Here is a 280-nt window from a genome sequence, read left to right on the forward strand (position 1 = left end):
ACGTTCCGGCGTGGCGCCTGCCGCCACCCTGAGGATTTCATACATCGCGTCCACAGTGCCGCCGCGATTGGGTTCGATGTGGGTCTGGACGAAGGTCGGGTTCAGGGTGAAATCGATGGCTCTACCGGCATTGAGCGAATTGATCGGCACCGAGTCGCTGGTCTTGCCGGTTTTCGAACCGCGCCAGGTATAGGTGACCTTGTCACCCGCTTTGGTGGGTTCGGCGGCAGCCGGGGCGGTCAGTTTGCTCGAACCGCCGGGCAGGTCGTCGGGTTCGAGT

The 280-nt window shown here is 62.9% G+C and carries 1 protein-coding gene; it reads right to left on the reverse strand.

Annotated features, from left to right (window positions below):
- Positions 1–280 (reverse strand): hypothetical protein (locus tag ACM6I7_RS19120; protein WP_414889046.1); only part of this gene is annotated, 280 nt, incomplete at both ends.

Origin of the sequence: Pseudomonas sp. IT-93MI4 (assembly GCF_949767635.1) — a bacterium.
Taxonomy (GTDB): Bacteria; Pseudomonadota; Gammaproteobacteria; order Pseudomonadales; family Pseudomonadaceae; genus Aquipseudomonas; species Aquipseudomonas putida_A.